The sequence below is a fragment of the Lentibacillus populi genome (genome assembly GCA_014642895.1).
Taxonomy (GTDB): domain Bacteria; phylum Bacillota; class Bacilli; order Bacillales; family Amphibacillaceae; genus Lentibacillus_C; species Lentibacillus_C populi.
The window spans coordinates 41,517-61,503 of sequence record BMJD01000026.1 but is presented as its reverse complement, the minus strand read 5'-3'; the positions used below and the strand labels follow the sequence as shown (position 1 = coordinate 61,503).

Annotated in this window: 25 protein-coding genes, 1 pseudogene and 1 riboswitch; of the genes and pseudogenes, 15 read left to right on the top strand and 11 right to left on the bottom strand. The window is 39.7% G+C overall.

The genetic code is table 11. From position 1 onward, the window contains the following. Positions 1 to 947: 947 nt before the first annotated feature. A pseudogene (locus tag IEX12_RS14940) lies at positions 948 to 1,211 on the top strand (flagellin); the annotation flags it as partial. A gap of 189 nt (positions 1,212 to 1,400) precedes the next feature. Beyond that, positions 1,401 to 1,898, top strand: a complete 498-nt coding sequence (locus IEX12_RS14935; protein ID WP_155555556.1) for an LMxysn_1693 family intestinal colonization protein — start codon at positions 1,401 to 1,403, stop codon at positions 1,896 to 1,898. A gap of 194 nt (positions 1,899 to 2,092) precedes the next feature. Here the strand turns inward: IEX12_RS14935 and IEX12_RS23875 are convergent, their stop codons facing one another. The 10 genes from IEX12_RS23875 to msrA form a co-directional block, all read right to left on the bottom strand. Beyond that, positions 2,093 to 2,416, bottom strand: a complete 324-nt coding sequence (locus tag IEX12_RS23875; RefSeq protein WP_159457861.1) for a CPBP family intramembrane glutamic endopeptidase — start codon at positions 2,414 to 2,416, stop codon at positions 2,093 to 2,095. A gap of 673 nt (positions 2,417 to 3,089) precedes the next feature. Further along, positions 3,090 to 3,404, bottom strand: coding sequence for a type II toxin-antitoxin system PemK/MazF family toxin (locus IEX12_RS14925; RefSeq protein WP_088053245.1), 315 nt, complete (start codon positions 3,402 to 3,404; stop codon positions 3,090 to 3,092). Next, positions 3,404 to 3,625 (bottom strand): hypothetical protein, encoded by a 222-nt coding sequence (locus IEX12_RS14920; RefSeq protein WP_088053246.1) that lies wholly within the window; start codon positions 3,623 to 3,625, stop codon positions 3,404 to 3,406. The genes IEX12_RS14925 and IEX12_RS14920 overlap by 1 nt, the downstream gene beginning before the upstream one ends. A 540-nt stretch (positions 3,626 to 4,165) precedes the next feature. After that, entirely contained in the window at positions 4,166 to 4,936 is a 771-nt protein-coding gene (locus IEX12_RS14915; protein ID WP_102415866.1) for a hypothetical protein, read from the bottom strand. Then, on the bottom strand, positions 4,918 to 5,466 hold the full coding sequence (locus tag IEX12_RS14910; RefSeq protein WP_214613727.1) for a T7SS effector LXG polymorphic toxin: 549 nt from the start codon (positions 5,464 to 5,466) through the stop codon (positions 4,918 to 4,920). The genes IEX12_RS14915 and IEX12_RS14910 overlap by 19 nt, the downstream gene beginning before the upstream one ends. Continuing rightward, the gene (locus IEX12_RS14905) at positions 5,456 to 5,743 is read right to left on the bottom strand and encodes a TIGR04197 family type VII secretion effector (RefSeq protein ID WP_088053248.1); all 288 of its coding nucleotides are present in this window, start codon (positions 5,741 to 5,743) and stop codon (positions 5,456 to 5,458) included. The genes IEX12_RS14910 and IEX12_RS14905 overlap by 11 nt, the downstream gene beginning before the upstream one ends. A gap of 5 nt (positions 5,744 to 5,748) precedes the next feature. Continuing rightward, entirely contained in the window at positions 5,749 to 6,060 is a 312-nt protein-coding gene (locus IEX12_RS14900; RefSeq protein ID WP_155554833.1) for a YwqH-like family protein, read from the bottom strand. A gap of 118 nt (positions 6,061 to 6,178) precedes the next feature. After that, positions 6,179 to 6,361, bottom strand: coding sequence for a hypothetical protein (locus IEX12_RS14895; RefSeq protein ID WP_088053250.1), 183 nt, complete (start codon positions 6,359 to 6,361; stop codon positions 6,179 to 6,181). Positions 6,362 to 6,508: 147 nt separating this feature from the next. Further along, positions 6,509 to 6,793, bottom strand: coding sequence for a helix-turn-helix domain-containing protein (locus IEX12_RS14890; protein WP_155554834.1), 285 nt, complete (start codon positions 6,791 to 6,793; stop codon positions 6,509 to 6,511). Between the two features lie 401 nt (positions 6,794 to 7,194). Next, on the bottom strand, positions 7,195 to 7,725 hold the full coding sequence (msrA, locus tag IEX12_RS14885) for a peptide-methionine (S)-S-oxide reductase MsrA (RefSeq protein ID WP_188725435.1): 531 nt from the start codon (positions 7,723 to 7,725) through the stop codon (positions 7,195 to 7,197). Between the two features lie 195 nt (positions 7,726 to 7,920). On the opposite strand from msrA, the gene IEX12_RS14880 reads away from it, so the two are divergent. The 3 genes from IEX12_RS14880 to IEX12_RS14870 all read left to right on the top strand — a co-directional run bounded on the left by IEX12_RS14880 (position 7,921) and on the right by IEX12_RS14870 (position 9,562). Further along, entirely contained in the window at positions 7,921 to 8,631 is a 711-nt protein-coding gene (locus tag IEX12_RS14880) for an MOSC domain-containing protein (protein WP_188725434.1), read from the top strand. 488 nt (positions 8,632 to 9,119) lie between these two features. Beyond that, complete coding sequence (locus IEX12_RS14875; RefSeq protein WP_088053254.1) at positions 9,120 to 9,335, top strand: DUF2922 domain-containing protein; 216 nt, start codon at positions 9,120 to 9,122, stop codon at positions 9,333 to 9,335. A 92-nt stretch (positions 9,336 to 9,427) separates the two neighbouring features. Then, positions 9,428 to 9,562 carry a YvrJ family protein gene (locus IEX12_RS14870; protein WP_088053255.1) on the top strand — a complete coding sequence of 45 codons (135 nt, stop codon included), beginning with the start codon at positions 9,428 to 9,430 and terminating at the stop codon, positions 9,560 to 9,562. A 258-nt stretch (positions 9,563 to 9,820) separates the two neighbouring features. Here IEX12_RS14870 and IEX12_RS14865 read toward each other — a convergent pair whose 3' ends face one another. Then, positions 9,821 to 10,252: an Hsp20/alpha crystallin family protein gene (locus IEX12_RS14865; protein ID WP_088053256.1), complete on the bottom strand. Its 432-nt coding sequence runs from the start codon at positions 10,250 to 10,252 to the stop codon at positions 9,821 to 9,823. A gap of 228 nt (positions 10,253 to 10,480) precedes the next feature. Between IEX12_RS14865 and IEX12_RS14860 the strand changes: the two genes are divergently transcribed. The 10 genes from IEX12_RS14860 (at position 10,481) to purF (ending at position 19,979) form a co-directional block, all read left to right on the top strand. Further along, positions 10,481 to 11,083: a DUF2179 domain-containing protein gene (locus tag IEX12_RS14860; protein WP_230856102.1), complete on the top strand. Its 603-nt coding sequence runs from the start codon at positions 10,481 to 10,483 to the stop codon at positions 11,081 to 11,083. 283 nt (positions 11,084 to 11,366) lie between these two features. After that, positions 11,367 to 11,467, top strand: a riboswitch (purine riboswitch). Continuing rightward, on the top strand, positions 11,465 to 11,719 hold the full coding sequence (locus IEX12_RS14855; RefSeq protein WP_088053257.1) for a hypothetical protein: 255 nt from the start codon (positions 11,465 to 11,467) through the stop codon (positions 11,717 to 11,719). It overlaps the preceding riboswitch by 3 nt. 13 nt (positions 11,720 to 11,732) lie before the next feature. After that, entirely contained in the window at positions 11,733 to 12,224 is a 492-nt protein-coding gene (purE, locus tag IEX12_RS14850; RefSeq protein ID WP_088053258.1) for a 5-(carboxyamino)imidazole ribonucleotide mutase, read from the top strand. Further along, the gene (purK, locus tag IEX12_RS14845; RefSeq protein ID WP_088053259.1) at positions 12,211 to 13,344 is read left to right on the top strand and encodes a 5-(carboxyamino)imidazole ribonucleotide synthase; all 1,134 of its coding nucleotides are present in this window, start codon (positions 12,211 to 12,213) and stop codon (positions 13,342 to 13,344) included. The genes purE and purK overlap by 14 nt, the downstream gene beginning before the upstream one ends. Beyond that, positions 13,337 to 14,632, top strand: a complete 1,296-nt coding sequence (gene purB / locus IEX12_RS14840; RefSeq protein WP_102415864.1) for an adenylosuccinate lyase — start codon at positions 13,337 to 13,339, stop codon at positions 14,630 to 14,632. The genes purK and purB overlap by 8 nt, the downstream gene beginning before the upstream one ends. A gap of 96 nt (positions 14,633 to 14,728) precedes the next feature. Then, a complete protein-coding gene (purC, locus tag IEX12_RS14835; RefSeq protein ID WP_088053261.1) occupies positions 14,729 to 15,442 on the top strand; it encodes a phosphoribosylaminoimidazolesuccinocarboxamide synthase in 714 nt (237 codons plus the stop codon). Beyond that, positions 15,439 to 15,690, top strand: coding sequence for a phosphoribosylformylglycinamidine synthase subunit PurS (gene purS, locus IEX12_RS14830; protein WP_088053262.1), 252 nt, complete (start codon positions 15,439 to 15,441; stop codon positions 15,688 to 15,690). Before purC ends, purS begins: the two co-directional genes overlap by 4 nt. Continuing rightward, positions 15,687 to 16,370, top strand: a complete 684-nt coding sequence (gene purQ / locus IEX12_RS14825) for a phosphoribosylformylglycinamidine synthase subunit PurQ (RefSeq protein ID WP_088053263.1) — start codon at positions 15,687 to 15,689, stop codon at positions 16,368 to 16,370. The genes purS and purQ overlap by 4 nt, the downstream gene beginning before the upstream one ends. Then, positions 16,354 to 18,597: a phosphoribosylformylglycinamidine synthase subunit PurL gene (gene purL / locus IEX12_RS14820; RefSeq protein WP_188725433.1), complete on the top strand. Its 2,244-nt coding sequence runs from the start codon at positions 16,354 to 16,356 to the stop codon at positions 18,595 to 18,597. The genes purQ and purL overlap by 17 nt, the downstream gene beginning before the upstream one ends. Further along, positions 18,573 to 19,979 carry an amidophosphoribosyltransferase gene (purF, locus tag IEX12_RS14815; protein WP_088053265.1) on the top strand — a complete coding sequence of 469 codons (1,407 nt, stop codon included), beginning with the start codon at positions 18,573 to 18,575 and terminating at the stop codon, positions 19,977 to 19,979. Before purL ends, purF begins: the two co-directional genes overlap by 25 nt. Positions 19,980 to 19,987: the final 8 nt, after the last annotated feature.

The following is a 19,987-nucleotide window of genomic DNA, read 5'->3' as shown; positions in this document are numbered from 1 at the left end:
TATTCATTATAAAGGATTTTTTGTTGTCTAGACAGTTAAAAATTGAACATTACCAACATTTTTTATTATTAGTTATAATTAATGCAACGCTAGTGATATGAAGAATAAATTGAAACCCATTCACAAAAATGCAGAAGCAATCAGTATTTTTATTGATGTAAATATAGAAGATCTTCAAAATCGGATGATAAAACAACAGAGGTCAGACACTGAGATTAAGAAGCGAATGGACCGGTTGCATATGGATCTCCAGGTAAAATATAAGTGCGATTATATTATTGAAAACAAAACAACCCTTGAGAATGCGGTTTCACAATTACATGCTATTATTACTCAAACAAACAAAGTACACTGCTAAATTAGTTGGTGTACTTTGCTCATAGATTTGCAGTCGATCAGATTAACAAACTTTAAAACACAATAGGATGTAGATGGTTCATCGCTGACTGTTCTATGTTGTCAATGCAAGTATTATAAATATCCTCAATGTAATCAACTTCTCTACCCATTATAATATAGATGGAATTTTTTATCTCCGCTTTTAATTCATTTACATCATAATGATCTAAATACGTTCCATCCCTTAACTCATCATAAACAGAACTGGAAAGGAATAATAAAATTTCCTCTAATTCCAACGAATGTTGCGATTCGTCTAATACACTAAAAAAAGTATAAATTTCTCCTTCCACCTTATCATTAATTACATACACAATGATCGTTCATTACATGCTGCATAAATAAATAATTAATGGATGAGACAGCAATCTTAGCAATTTGGTTCATGATCCTAAATAACCCCCTCGATCTTATTGTTTTAAATTAGTATAGCAAAACGCAATTCGATATTCAAGATCATGTGTTCGTATCTTAGTAATAAAAAAGAAAGTATTAGTCCTATTTCTACAAAATGGATATCAAATATACCATTCAATTTTGACAATGAAATTGTAAAAATTGATAAAGCTATTAATACAGTATCGACACAGCGTTCTTCATTAGGTGCTGTACAAAACCGCTTAGAACATACGATTAACAACCTTGGTGCATCATCAGAAAACTTAACAGCAGCTGAATCTCGTATTAGGGACACCGATATGGCCAAAGAGATGATAGAATTCACAAAGAACAATATTCTTACACAAGCAGCTCAAGCAATGCTTGCCCAATCAAATCAGCAGCCCCAAGGTGTGCTACAATTATTACGTTAATTATAAAGGGAACCCTGCATCGGGGTTCCCTTGGTTGATTATATAGTACCCCAGATTTGTCGCCCAGGTTTTTAGGGTTATACCCATTTAGAAAACGCTTTCATTAATTGAAAGAATAGTATATAATTGAATTTGAAATAAGAACCCATTTGAGGATTACTTATTTCAATATTCTTAAGGAGTGTTAGTATGAGAAAAGTTTTAGTAGGGGTTTTAGCAGTTTTGATGAGTGTAATTGTTTTTTCGTTTTCTGGTGAAGTTACACACGCTTCAGAAATATCTCCAACAACACCGCCTAACACATATTCTGATAGTGAGTCAGAAGTAACTAGATTTGTAGAAAGTAATCTTATTGGTACAAAAATTAATGTACCAGGCAACAATGGTATCTCTCCTCAAACAGGAGGATATTTATACAAAAATGTTAGTTGGAGTGAAAAAAACAAAAAGAAAACTTATTTAGGGATAGTAACGAAAGGTACTACAGTGAGTTTCGGAGTTAATGCAGGTGGAGGTTTTATCAGAATTGGTATTGCAAAGTCAACGAGTCGGAAATATCGTGAATATCGTGTAACAAGTCAATTTAAATCTACTTGGAAAGTTTATGACAAGTATTCAGGGTATTATGTGCGTACTGAAACTTTTAATCAGAAAGTAAAATATAAGAGTTATTCACGGGTTAAATAGTAAATAAGCAGAAAATATCTTGCTTAGTTTAAAGAAAATAAGATCCAAGAAAATTCAGATATAAAACATCCCGGATCTTATTTTATTTATATAAAATATAAAGCAAGGTATGGGGTAGTACCAGAGACTAGGGGAAAAGTAAATGGATTATAATTGGATCTGTCAATAACCTCGTTATATTTATCTTTTTATTATCAAACAAGTGACATCAGAAGTACAAAGCTATTGTAAAAAAAGTGTGTGCATATGCAATAAAAAATATTGTTAGTTCTTATATAGATTATCCCCAAACCGATTCCCAACATTAAAAATTGAACCAGCATTGCAATATTTCCATCAACAGAAACTCCGTGCGAAAACGTAAAGATTAACGATGATAGTATGACGGCTGCTAATTTTACTTTGACTTGCCAGTTATTATTGATGAAGATAAATCGATAGATAAATTCTTCATATATAGGACCGATGACCAAACTATTAATAATAAACAAAATGCTAAATGAGAAGGATTCTAGCACCAAACTATCAAAAATTAGAAATAAAAGAAGTAAATTACCAAATAATAGTATAATTGCAGGAATTAACGAATAAATACATATTGTTTTAAGCTTAATATTTTTAATGGATGCAAGAATATCACGATAATAACTTATCAAAATTATAACTATAAACAATATGTTGAGAAGCAATTGATTGTTTTCAACTAGAATTATAAAATAGGGGTTTCTAAGTACACCGAAATGGGTTTTTAAATATATTATAGCCCATAAAGTAAATATAATAAATCTTTTAATGGAGACCCCCACCTATCTTAATTATTTTGGATTTCTCTTGTATGAAACCGTTTAGCATATTATACAACAACTGAGATGTTAGTTCGCTATATTGGGGTCCAGTCAGGAAAATGCGCATTTACAACGATTAGATTTATTAGTGAGTTTGTCCAATAAGCCCCCCTTATAAGAAACTCTCAGGGGCTTTTCGATTTACTCTGATTTATATTTTTTTGATAAAGTTTCGATTCCAATTGCTAAAAGTATTTTTGCAGCTACTAGAAATAAACTAATGACTAGAAGTATGTCAAAGAATGATTTCCATAGTAAAGATAGTTCTAGGCGTACCAGGGGGCAACCTATCGTTGACACTTAAACATTGTCTTATCAGACATTTTTCAACGCCGAGATTTAATTCTTATAACTGATGATATTGAAGGAATAGGTGCACAATATTTTTAAAATCGTCTTCGCTTAGTTTTCCTACAGGAGTTAACGCTTGATTATCAAAGTAACTGTATCGATCATATTGTACAAATGATTGTTTTGTTAAGTTTGAATCCGGACTGTTTTTTATTTCCTCACGAAATTCATAATCTCCATTTCCCGTTATTTTTAATCCCACCGCTTTGCCATAATCCGTGTTTACTACAATAATAAGGACAGGGCGATTTTTATAACCCTGTCCGAATTCATAAGGAAAATCAAGTCTATATATATGTCCTGGTTCCATTAATCATCTTCCGTCCAATATCTGTAATCAGGGTGGGTAGGATCAATTTTTACACGTCCAAATTCATCAAGAGAAAGAGATTCCTTTTTATCTAGCTTCGAAAAGTCTATAGAGTTAGCTATAGCTCTTAATTTGCGATTCTGAACATCATCACGCACTCTTTTAGGAGACTGCTTATATGGAGTAGACGTTGGCATTTTTTCATCCTCCTTATCAGTCATATACATCACCACCTTAATTGGGACAGATGGTATTAGTATATGCAATAGTCTTAATAATGATAAGTAAATACTTGATATTAGTATCTATATTTTACCGTAGGTACAACGGACTTGTCAATTTTCGAACAGAATCACATCCTTTCGGTATTAATGATAGCCAGATGTAAATTACGCATAACACAAGTTATATGTAATTTACTTAAAACTCAGGCATCTAGGTGAACGAGCGTTTGCCTATTATTGATAAATGAACCCTGGTTTAGGCATAAAAAAGGCAGGAGATTTTTATTTTCCCCTGCTCTCTTCGTGATCCAATTTAAAATAAAAACTTTTCAACACCAATTAACACAATAGATAATAAAACAAATCTAATAAATACATCTTTCTTTGATAGCTTTTCTTTTTCAATATATTTATCTGCCAGTACTAGCAGGAAAGCTAATATTATTAAACTAATGGTAGGCATGTATCCACCCCGATTAAAATTTATATTCTAATTCATCGTAAAACCTTTTCAACACTTTACCAATCAAATATTAACTAAAATTCTTTTGAGGTTATACCACCGTCCGCATGTACTTCAAAACGTACCTTTCCATCCCACGTTTTGCCGTCATTATCGCTAATGTATAGGATAACTTCTTTGCTACCTATTTTAGGGACAGAAGTACCAACAATCTTATTCCATACTGGTATTTTATCTTGAATCGTATAAGATGCCCCGTGTTTTGCAACCCCTTTTACGTTTGGATTTATTTTAATTTTATTTACTACGTTTTTAATCGTATTTATTTTATCAACAGAATACTTTCCGATTCTTCCAACGGCCAATGTTCCTAAAAAATTTGCCGTTATCCAAGTACCTTTTGCTGCATAATAATTAATTACACCCTGCTCGGCGTTTTGCGTGAAGTATTTTAAATCAGGGTTATCCTTAAAAATGATAAAATTACCGTCTTTCATGGTGTAATTAACGTCATAACCTTTTAGATCAATGGTCGATGGATTAATGCCTAATCCGTCATAATCAACCCGTTTACCCCTACTGACCTCCATATTATTTTTTTTCCATTCTACTATTCCGGAACCGTCTGCACCTTCCGTATTATAAAAATTTTCCTTTGATACGGTATGACCAAATTCAGTATAAGGCAATCCCATTGCATTAAACATATTTTCTCTCCGGTACGTTTGGATGTAACCTTTTAACACTGGAAGCCCTTCAAACGCTAACGTACTCATATAATCTGTAAAACGTGCTTCTCCTTTTTTCGTTCCAGCTCTGTCCATTGTCACTTGGATTTGATGCAATAAGTCCTCTGTTTGGTGTCTATTCTTCTGTTGAGTAAAGGAAGCAAGCTTTCTTCTAAATCTGTTATGGTTTTAATCGTATCATTTTTTATACTTGTAACGGGCTTAAAATCAGGTTTAATTGCACTGCTAATATCGGCCACATTATCAATGGTTCCATTAATGGATTGTTTTACATTCTCCATTTTCCCATACATTTCTTCAATATCTTGTTCCAGGTCGAGCAAATAATTGCTTTGGATACGTGCAGCGCTGCTTGTATCTACGTTGGTATAAAAAGTCTCTATATGCTGTTCTAAATTTTGCTGAAGGTCTGTGAATAATTTGATGAAGGCATCTAATAGTGTCAAATGAATTTCTGCAAAATAATTTTTTGCCTGATCTGCTGCTTTTCCGGAAAAAGAATCCATTGTTTGAATCTTACTGATACCCGACTTAATGTTTTCCAGGGTTGTTTTTGTTTCTTCTGCGGACACTTTGAGGTAATTTGAAAACTCGGTTACTTCTTCCATATCCACCTTATGGGCCATTGGTTTCCACCCCCATTTCATTTGCCAATTGTTTATCTGTTGCTTGCATACGCTCACCTACATGTACAAGCGTATCCAAATCTGAATTAAGTAATGTTTGGTATTGATGAATCATTGTTATGGATTGCTTTGTCATTTCTAAATCCTGTACAAATACTTCTATGTTGGTTTGATCGAATTCTGTTTCAGTTCCGGGTTTTAAATTAGAAAGAACGGATCTCACATTTTCAATGTTCTTCCGTAATTCATTAAATTTAATATTAATCTCGTTGGCCATCACCTTCACCTTTTACTCATATTATCCGACAGAATGGCTTTTAATGATTCCGTCCTCCTAATATCATCATCTATTGTTTCTTTCGTATCTTCTGCATTTGAAATATAGGCTTTTATTGCATTTTTTAAATCCGCATACTGTTCAACAAATTTGTTTTCTTCCTTCCCTTTCCAAATTCCTTCATTAACCATTAAATTATCGGCATAGGTTTTCAATGCTTCCAGTTCCGCAATATGGTTGGAAAGTGTTGCAGACGCTTGTTGCAATCTTGTTGCCTTATCCGACAGGGCCGCTATTTGAATCCTGGTATTACCTATTTGTGATCGTCCTTTCTCATTGTTCGGAAAATTTTTATCGTACTTTTATTTTATAACAATGATTTATGGTTTTAAACGCTTTTGAGGAAATAAATTCCCATATTAATTTCCCACACATCTAATAAACCTCTGTCTGAATACCACCTTCACTACCAACACGACTTAATAATCCTTCTTTATATGTAGCTGCAGACACATAACAGAAGGATCCACATTCTCTATCGTCCTCTAACGTTTTAAAACCAAATTTATTCATGAGTTTTGTTGCAAGTTCCCGGTGAAAATCATTTTTAAAATACATCTTTATTCCTCTCCTATTTATTAATCTTAAAGTTATCATACTATAAAATAGAACAATAAAATATACGAACATGCGTTTATCCTTAATGCTGCTTTAGTTGTTTAGTACATAATGATATGGTTATGCGTAATTTACAAAGCCCAAGAATCAGTCAATATGTTTCCATGTTCTTCTCAAAACAATGTCAGATATGGTTGATCTTGATACATTAAATTTCATTGCCAACTCTTTTTGCGATTGTGTTTTTTTGCACCCCTCTTCCAAAAGCTCCTTATATAAAGTCCGTATATAACGAACACTTTTATCATTTAGTTTTGATGATGGGTTTGTATTTCCAAGTTTTGTTTCAGATAATTTCTTAAGATACTCCTTATCTGTCTTTCTTTTTTGCGTAGCAGCTTTCGTAAAGCTACACCTCTGATCGTCCGTCAATCTTTCAAACTTCGTCTTTGTGACCCACATCGTGATGCCCTTAACTAACATTCAGTGGGGGATGAAGGCATAAGTGGCTCACATCCTCATGCCTTCGCCTGCATTAGCACTTCCTGTTCGCCAAAACCCCCACTAAATGAAGTTTCACTTTATTGGATTTATTCGTATGATGATTAAAACCTTGGAGTAGGTGTGATGCTATGATGGTGGTTACGGGTTAAAAACAGGATGAAGTTTGGGAAATTGCTTGGGACGAAGATGATACCCTCGATAAGTGATTGAAATGACAGGGGAGCAGAGTCGATGAAACGAACTATTCGTGAAATCATTGCCGGACGTTTGTACAAAGAATAATGAGAGATAATAGTGGAATCCTCGGGGGTACTCCCCAAAGACCCCGGTTAACTCTTCCAATTAGTCTCAATAAATTCATCCCTGCCAGATTTGGCGCGATCTTCTTGATATTCTTGTTTGTTCTTCTTATAAAAGTCCTGATGGTATGTTTCGGCAGGATAAAATGTTGATGCCGGAAGAATGCTTGTAACAATCGGTTTAGCAAATTTCCCACTTGCATCAAGCTCTTGTTTGGATGCTTCAGCAATACTTTTCTGCTCCGTGTCATGATAAAAAATAGCAGTACGGTAAGAGTCACCGCGATCATGGAATTGCCCGCCGTCATCGGTTGGATCAATTTGCTGCCAATAGATCGTTACAATTTCGCGATAAGAAATAAGCGCTGGATCATATGTTATTTCAACAGCCTCGTAGTGTCCGGTTGTACCTGTTTTGACATCCTCATATGTCGGGTTTTCCGTATGACCGCCAGTGTAGCCCGAGACAACGCGGTGAATTCCGTCCCATTGATCAAATGGTTTTACCATACACCAGAAGCATCCCCCTGCAAATGTAGCTTTTTTTAGTACGTTATTCATGCCGATTCCCCCGCAGTAGATAGTTTTTTTACAGTATTTGCAGTAAACTAGAAATAGTATTTTTTAAGAGATAAGAAATTATATAAATCTAGACTTTATTCAGCTTATGGCAGAGCAGGATGTTTCATGCGTCCAGTCGCGAAACGGACGTTTACGCCTTCGTTTACTATATCATATTTGACAGGAGGAAACATGATGAATGCACCGTATGTAGATAAATTACTGACAGGTAAAGTGAAAAAAATGGGTCGGCCTAACGAGGAAGAGCGGATGGACAGGCTATGGGAAAGTGGTATGTTTAAAAATACGGTTGATGCAAAAGTATGGCTGGGGAAAAGCGGATTAGCAGAAGACGAAGTGGCGGACACCAAAAATCATGGCGGACCGGAAAAGGCGATATTTTCCTACCCAATGAACCATTACGATGATTGGCGGCGGGAGCTTGATTTGGCTTCGATCGGCGTAGGTGCAATGGGAGAAAACCTTTCTGTCATGAATATGGATGAGAAATCCGTTTGTATTGGTGATACATATAAGTTCGGTGATACCATTATTCAAGTCTCACAGCCCCGCCGCCCTTGCTGGAAACCTGCCCGCCGTTTTCGGATTATTGATTTTGCCCTCCGCATCCAAAATAGCGGACGGACAGGCTGGTATTTCCGAGTATTACAAGAAGGGTTTGTGCAAGCTGGTATGGAGCTGGAATTGGTGGAACGCCCATATCCGAACTGGACAATCGCAGCTTGTAATGAGGTCATGTACGTTAAAAAAGGTGATGTAATGCTTGCTGAAGAACTGGCATCCTGTGAATTTTTAGCGGAGAACTGGAAACGTACGTTACATAAACGGTTGGCCGGGAGGGAATCTTCTATTGAAAAACGAGTGTATGGACCGAATAAAAACTAGTTTAAGGAGTTTTCTGTCGGTGCAGAAGGCTCTTTATTAAACTTATAATGGCAGGGCTCACCTGCTTGGCGTAAGAAAATCGGCGTGGAGATTGCAGCAATTACAGTAATGCGTATAACATCTGCAGAAGCGCGTCAACATCAACAGAGAATGGCCAAACATCAACAGTAAATCATGTAACTTCAACAGAGAATAGCCAAACATCAACAGTGAATCATGTAACATCAACAGAGAATGGCCAAACATCAACAGTGAATCATGTAACTTCAACAGAGAATCACCAAACATCAACCGTACTGTGCAATATCAACAGGTAACGAACCGAAGCACGAAACATCTCCTTTTATCGACCCTTTCCAGCTTCCTTATAATTATAATCGTTTTTTATCACGCAAATGGGGCAGCCTGGTTCAAACTAAGTTATTTACATAACCTTGCCACTTTCCACTACACATTATTCGATTGTAGTGGTGAAAGGAGGGGAGATGTTGAAAAAGCTTGAGCTTAAATTTTTGAATGAGCATGGCAAAATCGTCACTTATGCATTGGAAACACCGATTGAACCAGTTGCCCCGACTGCTGTAAAAAGTGAAATGAAAGAAATCCTGGTACAAAATTCTTTTACTGGTTCAGGTGGGGATCTTGTTTCGATAAAAGGAGCCCGTTTTGTGGAGCACAACGTAGAGGAGATCGAATCTGTTTAATTAGAGCAGGAAGGATTTGCCCAATAATTTTCTTCCTATGACCAGTGGCTTGGCCTTGGTTTCATTTTTTCAAAAGATCGGAGGGAGCATATATGGAGGCGTGGATGTCGTTTGTAACAGAGGTTGGCTTTCCGATTGTCGTGACATTTTATTTGTTGCATCGAATTGAAGGAAAACTCAACACCCTAATCGAATCGATACATGCATTGCCGGAAAGAATGAAATAATGGAAAGGTTGTCCATCAAGGATCAAACGAATTTGCTCACATGGACAACCTTTTTCACCGATAAACTTCCTAATTCATATTACGTACTATTGGAAAGTTTTTAAAAGGGAAATTTTTACATGAGAAGGAATATTGTTTACCTTGGAAGAATTTCAAAAAAGACTTAAGGATAGGTCAATGTTTAACAGACCTATTCAGTTATATAATAAAGGGCTGAATATCCCGCTGATTCCAGCCCGTTAGAGAAATACATGTTCATCAATCTGCAAGCAATTTGACTGGTACACGATGTTTGCTGCTGGTGTTTGAAATCAAGCGGTATAATTGAATAAACACAATCCCATCCCGGTAACTTGCTTTTATTTTGTCCGACCTTACTGGAAATGGCAGATTTATTTTTCGTTCAAATACGCCTTGCAAAATTTCCTCGTTTAGCACTGTTCCGCCACTATGATTAACATCTATTACCCCATTTATTTCAAGCACCGTGTAATCCACATATATATCCACTTTGTTTAAATCGGTTAATCCGGGAATACTTATCAGGCATGTAACCTCATTTTCCGTTTGATACATGTTGATTTGTGGAATAGTAGGTTTTATAATACCTTCAAACTCGTTCCAAAAATTTTCGCCAAAAAATGTATCCATATTCTTTTTCCAATCAGCCATTTGTTTAAACGGATCCATTATTACACCCTCTTTGTTCCTGAATTAGATGATATGCAATAGGTTATGCAGGTTATTTTAACTGGGTGAATGTCATAGTATTTAATTTTGGGGGGATTTGTGTATATTGAACAAAGGCGCAAGAGCTGGGCGCTTGTGCTGGACGTGGCCTACTCTGACATGTGCGGAATAGAGCCCGTATTCTTATACTTTCTTACCTATTAAAATAAACGTTCGGGGGAATTTGTTGTGCTGAGTAATGCATATGTAATGGTTGCCATTATTCTTGTCATTAATATTGTTTATGTCTCATTCTCGACGATGCGAATGATTTTGACATTGAAAGGGCGCAGGTATTTAGCCGCATTTGTTAGTATGTTTGAAATCGTTGTTTATGTTTTAGGTTTAGGTCTGGTGCTTGATAATTTAAACCAGATCCAAAATATTATCGCATATGCGGTTGGGTTTGGGATTGGTGTGATTGTCGGGACAAAAATTGAGGAAAAACTGGCGCTCGGTTACATAACGGTCAATGTTATTTCATCCAATCCAGACATTGAATTTACTCGGAAGTTACGAGATAAAGGATATGGTGTGACAAGCTGGTTTGCTTATGGAATGGACGGGGATCGTTTGGCTATGCAAATTCTTACTCCAAGAAAATACGAGCTGAAACTGTATGAGACAATTAAAACCATTGATCCAAAAGCATTTATTATCTCATATGAACCAAAGCAAATTCATGGTGGTTTTTGGGTGAAACAGGTACGGCGAGGACGATTGGGCAAAAAGGGATCTGTAGGTAGTAAACCTGGTGCACAATCGCAATTTACAGGTTCAAATCTAGAATAGCAGGAATAATCCTTATGACACTTTGGGAAGTACTACTTATGAATTGAAATGCAGATATAAAGGACCCTGTTAACGATAATGTTCGCTAACAGGGTTTTTATTGTTAGCTTTAGGTGGAGATATCAACGGTTTGTTTTCATCTGTTACAGGGCAGTCATTCATGTGAACGGTGGGCCCGATTAGGTTCTTAAGTTTAAAAACCGAACGTTAATCAGTGTTAATTATCTATTGTTCGATTTTGTGTTGACATGTATGGAGGCCGTTTGCTATGCTAAGGACATCAAATCAAATAAATACGGTACCTCATATATTTCCTGAGAATATGGCTTGGAAGTTTCTACCCAGCACCGTAAATGCTGGACTATGAGGGAGGGTGAATCGTTGTTGATAACAATGATCTGTTTGTTGATGTTTGAAAAAGTCTATTCATCTTCTCTCATAATAGAGGGGAGACGAATAGACTTTTTTAATGGAAAAAGGAGAAATGCTGAAGATAGATACGAAATGGCTGAACCTCGACATGAAAATGCTGGATTTTGGAATAAAAGTGCTGAAGTTCTAGAAGAAAATGCTGAAAAACGGCATAAAAGTGCTGAAGTTCACATCTCGTTCATCAAGCTAGGAAATTTCACATGAAAAGAGGGGTAAAATGGCGCTTGTTGGCGTAATCATGGGCAGTATATCGGATTGGGAAACAATGAAGCATACATGTGACGTGCTGGATGAATTGCAGATCCCGTATGAAAAAGAGATTATTTCCGCCCATCGGACACCAGATGAGATGTTCAACTATGCAAAATCAGCCCGGGAACGTGGTTTGAAGGTGATTGTTGCTGGTGCGGGTGGCGCAGCACATCTGCCGGGAATGGTGGCAGCACAAACGACATTGCCTGTTATTGGTGTTCCCGTTCAAAGCAAGGCATTGAATGGGCTTGATTCCTTGTTATCCATTGTGCAAATGCCTGGTGGTGTTCCAACAGCGACGGTAGCCATTGGTAAGGCAGGTGCGATAAACGCTGGAATCCTGGCTGCACAAATGATCGGGGCTTTTAACGATGATGTTGTGGGGAGACTAACGCAGTATCGTGACAAAATGCAGGCAAAGGTTGCGGAAATGAGGGAAGATCTTGCAAAAAAATAATGTGATTTTACCACCAAAGATGATCGGCATTATTGGCGGCGGACAGCTTGGAAGAATGATGGCAATTGCGGCGCGGCATATGGGGTATACGATTGCGGTTCTTGATCCAACACCAAATTGTCCGACAGCGCAAGTAGCGGATGAACATATTGTTGCGGCATACGACGATATGGAAGCAATTAAGAAGCTGACGGAAATCAGTGATGTGGTCACATACGAATTTGAAAATGTTGACCTTACAGCCGCTAAATATATCGAAGCAAAGGGAAAACTGCCACAAGGTGCACATGTCTTGGAGGTCACGCAAAATCGGGAAAAAGAGAAACAGCAAATGAAGGAAGCGGGATTACCGGTTCCAGACTTTTCGATCGTAACAAACGGGGAAGAATGCAAGACTGCTTTAGAAAACACCACATTTCCCGCTGTAATCAAAACATGCCGTGGCGGTTACGACGGCAAGGGTCAACTCAAACTGACCGGGAAAAGCGAAGAACAAGAGGCAATCGAATTCACTGAAAAGCACCAGCATTGCATTATCGAACAATGGGTGCCGTTTGATAAAGAAATCTCGGTTGTGTTTACGAGAACGCAAAATGGCGGATTAGAAATTTTTCCGATTGCAGAGAATACACACAAGGATCATATTCTGTATCAGACTGAAGCCCCGGCATCCATTAGTGAACAGGTAAGGATTAAAGCGGTTGAGGCAGCAACGATCTTAGCTGAAAAAATGCAGATCGTTGGTACATTTGCGATTGAAATGTTCGTAAAAGGGGACGAAATCTACTTAAATGAAATGGCACCGAGGCCGCATAATTCTGGCCATTACACAATTGAAGCGTGTAATATATCACAATTCGGGCAGCATATTCGCGCAATTTGCGGGTTGCCGTTAACCCCAGTAAGACAGCTTCAAAAAGCGGCAATGGTGAATATTCTTGGTGACGATATGGAGCATGCATTAACGAAAATGCCGGTCCTGGAAAAGGGATCCTTCCATTTGTATGGAAAAGCTGGCGTTAAGCCAAAACGAAAAATGGGGCATGTGACGTTTACCGCAAGCAAGGATGAAGAAGTTAGTGATTTGGTAAATGCATATAGGAGGAAAAACAATGATTGATCGTTATACACGTGAGGAAATGGGAAATATTTGGACGGATGAAAATAAATTTGAGGCTTGGCTGGAAGTAGAGATTTTGGCATGTGAGGCCTGGAGTGAGCTTGGCGTCATCCCAAAAGAAGACGTTGCCAAGATACGACAACATGCTTCATTTGATATCAATCGCATTTATGAGATTGAGCAGGAAACACGACATGATGTTGTCGCATTTACCAGGGCCGTTTCCGAAACACTCGGGGAAGAGCGGAAATGGATCCACTACGGATTAACGTCTACGGATGTTGTTGATACAGCTCTTTCTTATTTATTAAAGCAAGCAAATGACATCATTCGGAAGGATATCACCAATTTTGTCGAAATACTAAAAGCGAAAGCAATTGAACACAAGCATACGGTTATGATGGGTAGGACGCACGGTGTTCACGCGGAGCCGACAACATTTGGGCTAAAGCTTGCATTATGGTATGAAGAAATGAAGCGGAATCTGGAGCGTTTTGAGTTGGCAGCGAAACAGATTGAATTTGGCAAGTTATCTGGTGCAGTTGGAACGTACGCCAATATTGACCCGGCTGTTGAAGCCTATGTTTGTGACAAATTAGGACTGACACCTGCACCGGTATCAACGCAGACCCTGCAGCGTGATCGCCATGCTAATTACGTTGCCGCACTGGCACTTGTTGCAACGTCGATCGAGAAGTTTGCAACGGAGATCCGCGGTTTGCAAAAAACGGAAACACGGGAAGTAGAAGAGTTTTTCGCAAAAGGACAAAAAGGGTCATCGGCAATGCCGCATAAGCGCAACCCGATTGGTTCAGAAAATATGACAGGGATGGCACGGGTTGTACGCGGACATGTCGTTACGGCGTACGAAAATGTTTCCTTATGGCATGAACGAGATATCTCCCATTCCTCTGCAGAACGAGTGATTTTGCCGGATACAACAATCGCCTTGAACTATATGCTAAATCGCTTTGGTAATATTGTGAAAAACCTTACAGTGTTCCCTGAAAATATGAAAAAGAACATTGATAAGACACATGGGGTTATTTTTTCACAGCGTGTGCTTCTAGCCCTTATTGACAAAGGCATGACGCGTGAAGCGGCGTACGATCTCGTGCAGCCGAAAGCAATGCAGGCATGGGAAACGGAAACCCATTTCAAAGAGCTGGTGGAACAAAGTGAACGAATTACGAGCAAGTTGTCACAGGAAGAAATAGACGATTGCTTCGATTATACGTACCACTTGAAAAATGTTGACCGGATATTTGCGCGAATCGGACTGAATTAGTAAGTTGCAAAAAGAGGAAGTGCAGTGACTCTGGTTAGACTATTAGAAAAAGCTTCCATGATCTTTTTGCACATCCTATAAAACGGGGGGAATATCGTGAAGGCGGAACTTTTATATGAAGGAAAGGCAAAAAAGGTCTATCGGAAAGAAGGAACAATGGATCAGCTTGTTTTGGCTTACAAAAATGATGCGACCGCATTTAACGGGAAAAAGAAAGCGAGTTTTTCCGGGAAAGGCCGATTGAACAATGCAATTTCTGCACAGATTTTCCCGTATCTTCTGGAAAATGGAGTGGAAACCCATTTTATTGAAAAAATAAATGAGACGGAGCAGCTCGTTTGGCAAACGGAAATTATTCCACTAGAGGTTGTTGTTCGTAATCTTGCTGCTGGAAGCATTACGAAACGGCTGGCAATCGAAGTGAAAACACCTTTTGACCCGCCTGTCTTAGAGCTTTTTTATAAAGATGATGCATTGAACGATCCGTTAATCAATGATCAGCATGCATTTGTGTTATGTAATGTGACAGAGGCGGAACTGGAGGAGATTAAAAAAACAGCACTAAAGGTTAATCGAGTATTATCCGAATTGTTTCAATCTATTAACCTCAAGCTGGTAGATTTCAAGCTTGAGTTTGGCAGGCTTGCTAGTGGGTGTATCGTGCTTGCTGATGAAATTTCCCCGGACACATGCCGCTTGTGGGATCTGGATACCGAAGAAAAAATGGATAAAGACGTATTCCGCGAAGATATTGGTGATTTGCTGGGAGTATATAACGAGATTTTAAGGCGACTGGAGGACAGATCATGAAAAAGGTAATCGTGTTTATTACGTTAAAGCAAGGAGTGCTTGATCCTCAGGGGAAAGCAGTGCAAACGTCACTACATTCGCTTGGATTTCAGGAGGTGGAAGAAGCACGTATCGGCAAATATATTGAGCTGTATGTGGAAGACCAGGAAAATGTTAGTGAACGTGTGCAAGCAATGTGTGAACAATTGCTGGCCAATCCAGTTATAGAAGACTACCGTTTTGAGATAGAGGAGGCTGTTCACTCGTGAAATTTGCCGTCATTGTTTTTCCAGGATCAAATTGTGACCGGGATATGTATCATGCGGTGAAAGATATTCTGGGCGAGGAAGCGGATCTCGTTTGGTATGAAAATAGCAACCTTGCAAACTATGATGCGATTCTATTACCAGGTGGATTTTCCTATGGCGACTATTTGCGTTCCGGATCGATCGCTGCAACATCTGATTGTCTTAAACAAATCAAAGCACATGCGGCTAAAGGGAAGCCCGTATTAGGTGTTTGTAACGGATTTCAGATTTTGCTGGAGGCGGGCCTGCTTCCAGGAGCAATGCTGTGCAACAAAAATCTCGCGTTTATGTGTCATCAGGAAAAGTTAAGAGTTGCTAACCATACAACATTGTTTACCAGTGAATATGAGGAAAATGAGATCGTTCAGTTTCCAATTGCTCACGGAGAAGGCAATTATTTTTGTGATGAGGCGACAATTAAAGAATTACGGAAAAATAAACAAATCGTTTTCACATATGAAGCGAACCCGAATGGATCGACGGAGGATATTGCCGGGATTATCAACAGAGAAGGGAATGTCCTAGGCATGATGCCACATCCGGAGCGTGCGGTGGAGGCATTGCTTGGCAGTGCTGACGGCTTAAAAGTCTTTCAGTCAATCGTAATGAATTGGAGGAATTCCTATGTTGCAAGTGTCTGAGATCAGCCCGGAACAAATTGAAACGGATAAAATCTATCGAGGCATGGGCCTCTCCGAACAGGAATATAACATGGTGAAGGCGATTCTAAAACGCCGGCCCAATTTTACGGAAATAGGGATTTTTTCTGTCATGTGGTCAGAGCATTGCAGTTATAAAACGTCAAAGCCTTTACTGAAGAAGTTCCCGACGAAAGCAGCCAATGTTCTACAGGGTCCTGGTGAAGGGGCTGGAATCATTGATATTGGTGATAACCAGGCAGTCGTATTTAAGGTGGAAAGCCATAACCATCCATCGGCAGTGGAGCCATATCAAGGTGCAGCAACAGGTGTTGGTGGAATTATTCGTGATGTTTTTTCGATGGGGGCACGTCCTATCGCTCTGCTTAACTCGCTCCGGTTTGGCAATTTAACGTCGGACCGGGTGAAGTATTTATTTCAGGAAGTCGTTCACGGAATTGCCGGATATGGGAACTGTGTCGGTGTGCCAACGGTTGGTGGTGAGGTACAGTTTGATGATAACTATGAGGGAAATCCACTTGTTAATGCGATGTGCGTTGGGCTAATTAACCATGAAGACATTCAAAAAGGGGTTGCAGCAGGAGTCGGTAATACGGTTATCTATGCTGGTGCGGCGACAGGCCGTGACGGTATCCATGGAGCAACGTTTGCTTCCGATGATCTTGCCGAAGATGCGAATAAGGACCGTCCGGCAGTTCAGGTCGGTGATCCATTTATGGAAAAACTGTTAATTGAAGCTTGTTTAGAAGTGATTCATTCCGATGCATTAGTGGGCATGCAGGATATGGGGGCGGCAGGATTGACTTCATCAGCGAGTGAGATGGCAAGCTCAGCAGGAACAGGTATGGAAATGAATCTTGACCTTGTGCCACAGCGAGAATTAAACATGACCGCCTATGAATTAATGCTATCCGAATCCCAGGAACGGATGCTGCTTGTTGTTAAAAAAGGCCGCGAACAGGAAATCATTGATGTTTTTGAGAAATATGGGCTACAAGCAGTTGCGGTCGGTGAAGTGATCGAAGAAAAAACATTTCGCCTGATTCACCATGGGAATATTGTAGCGGATATACCAGTGGATGCTTTGGCGGAAGAGGCACCAGTCTATCATATGTTGTCTGAAGAACCGGAATATTTCAGGAGGTTCCAGCAGATGGAGGAAAGTATCCCCCATGTAGAAAATTTTACTGGAACACTAAAAGCGCTATTGGAACAGCCGACAATTGCCAGTAAAGAATGGGTTTATGACCAATATGATTCCATGGTCCAGACTAATACTGTTATTACCCCGGGATCGGATGCAGCAATCGTCCGGATAAAAGGAACGGATAAAGCACTTGCCATGACCACAGACTGCAACTCCAGGTACATGTATCTGGATCCGGAAACCGGCGGGAAAGTCGCGGTTGCCGAGGCAGCAAGGAATATCGTTTGTTCCGGTGCAACGCCGCTTGGGCTTACGGACGGATTGAATTTTGGTAATCCAACAAGACATGAGATTTTTTGGCAAATGGAAAAAAGTGTTGCTGGTATGAGTGCTGCTTGCCGCTTATTGAAAACACCGGTCATCAGCGGAAATGTGTCCCTGTATAACGAATCAAAGGGAAAAGCAATTTTTCCGACACCGGTTGTCGGAATGGTTGGTCTGATTGAATCATTAGACCATGTAACATCTAGCTTTTTTCAGCGAGCAGGAGACGTGATTTTCTTAATTGGCGAGACAAAGCCGGAATTTGGTGGTAGTGAACTACAGAACATATTGGCAGAAGGGGATACTGATGAAATCTATTCCGGCAAAGCGCCAGCCATTGATTTAGAAGTGGAGGCAAAACGGCAAAGCCAGTTGTTGGATGCTATCCGCCAAAGTATCGTTCAATCGGCACATGACCTTTCTGAGGGTGGCCTAGCGGTTGCTTTGGCTGAAAGTGTGTTTACGGATAAAGGTTTAGGTGTACGTGCAGCTTTATCTGGTGATATGACCGTTGAACTGTTTAGTGAAACACAATCCCGGTTTCTTGTTTCGGTAAAACCGGAAGATGTGGAACGCTTTAAAGAAATTATTGATGATGCACGGCAAATTGGAGTTGTCACAGACGATGGTCAGTATACCATATTCGGCAATGGCAAACAGGTAATTGCAGAAGATGCTGAGGCACTTTGTCAACGTTGGAAAGGAGCTATTCCATGCTTGCTGAAATCAAGGGTATAAACGAAGAGTGCGGCGTTTTTGGAATATGGGGTCATGAAAAAGCAGCCGAGCTTACGTATTACGGATTGCATGCATTACAGCATCGCGGCCAGGAAGGTGCCGGCGTTGTTGTGAGCGACGGTGAGGTGCTAAAGGCACATAAAGGCTTGGGATTAGTAAACGAAGTATTTAAGGATGCCAACTTTGCTGAACTTTCCGGACGTGTAGCTGTTGGTCATGTCCGTTACACGACACAAGGTGGCAGTAGCTTGGAGAATGTACAGCCGTTATTATTTCGTTCCCAGGCAGCGAGCCTTGCTTTGGCGCATAATGGTAATATTATGAATGCTCATCAGCTGCGCGGAGAGCTGGAGAACATGGGTAGTATTCTGCAAACAACATCAGACACTGAAGTGCTTGCCCATTTGATTAAACGTGATGGGCAAGACACAACGACGGAAACCATTGCCCGGGCACTTAATAAAATTGTTGGTGCCTATGCGTTCCTTATTTTAAAAGAGGATAAAATGTTTGCAGCGCTTGACCCTAGTGGGATACGTCCGTTATCCATTGGCAGGCTTGGGGATGCATATGTCGTCGCGTCGGAAACATGTGCGTTTGATCAGATTGGTGCGACATTTGTTCGTGAAGTTTTACCGGGAGAGCTTGTGACAATTAGTGATGCCGGCATTGAATCCGAGCGGTTTGCCATTCGTGAACAGCGAAAAATGTGTGCGATGGAATATGTTTATTTGTCAAGACCCGATAGTGATGTGAATCGGGTCAATGTACATGCGTCAAGGAAGCGCATGGGTATGGAACTAGCCAAGGAAGCCCCAGCCAATGCGGATATTGTGGTTGGTGTCCCGGATTCCAGTATTTCGGCTGCAATCGGATATGCAGAGGAAAGCGGTTTGCCATACGAAATGGGCATCATCAAGAATCGTTATGTTGGCCGAACGTTTATTCAACCATCCCAGGAATTGCGGGAACAAGGGGTGAAAATGAAGCTCGCGCCAGTTCGGGGAATTGTCGAAGGAAAACGGATTGTGATGATCGATGATTCGATTGTAAGGGGAACAACGAGTAGGCGAATTGTGCAAATGCTAAAAAGTGCAGGTGCTAAAGAGGTACATGTGCGGATCGCCTCCCCTTCCATTCAGCACCCATGCTATTACGGAATTGATATGTCGACGAGAAACGAGCTCATTGCAGCGAATTATACCGTTAATGAAATTTGCGACATCATTGGTGCGGATAGTGTTGCCTATTTATCGGAAAAAGGGTTGGAAAAGGCAATCGTCAAGGATAAAAGCCTTAATCAGGGTATCTGTACAGCTTGTATGACTGGCAATTATCCTGTTAAGGAACAGGGGCAGACACCTGTAATGGTAACACACTAAGGGGGTAA